Below are 339 nucleotides of genomic sequence, written 5' to 3' on the forward strand. Positions count from 1 at the left end.
GCGTCGATCCGCCGGCTCGTAGGCACATGGAAACTGTCGTCGAAGGCTGGATGCCGCATACGCTTCATCACCTGCAGGCCGATGAAGGCGACGACGACGGCGCCGCCGAGGACGAAGGCAAGGTTCGGATCCCATGCGCCGAACACGTCGAGGAAGCCCTGGACGCGGGCCGGGTTCAGCATGCCGGATAAAGACAGGCCAAAACCGAAGACGATGCCCGAGGCGAGAGCGGCCCCGAACTGGTAGATGTTCCTGTTCATAGTCCGAGACCTCGCAGAACTGCGACGGCAAACACGCCGGCCGTCAGGAACGTGGCGACCGCCACCATCGATCGCGGCG

At 64.3% G+C, this 339-nt stretch carries 1 protein-coding gene and 1 pseudogene; both read right to left on the minus strand.

Annotation, left to right across the window (positions count from 1 at the left end):
- A partial coding sequence (locus BN1800_RS39830) for a DUF6691 family protein (protein WP_342210330.1) occupies positions 1–260 on the minus strand: 260 nt, incomplete at its 3' end.
- A pseudogene (locus BN1800_RS43755) lies at positions 257–339 on the minus strand (YeeE/YedE family protein); the annotation flags it as partial. The gene BN1800_RS39830 and the pseudogene BN1800_RS43755, both read right to left, overlap by 4 nt.

Origin of the sequence: Rhizobium sullae (assembly GCF_900169785.1) — a bacterium.
In the GTDB taxonomy this organism is placed as follows: domain Bacteria; phylum Pseudomonadota; class Alphaproteobacteria; order Rhizobiales; family Rhizobiaceae; genus Rhizobium; species Rhizobium sullae.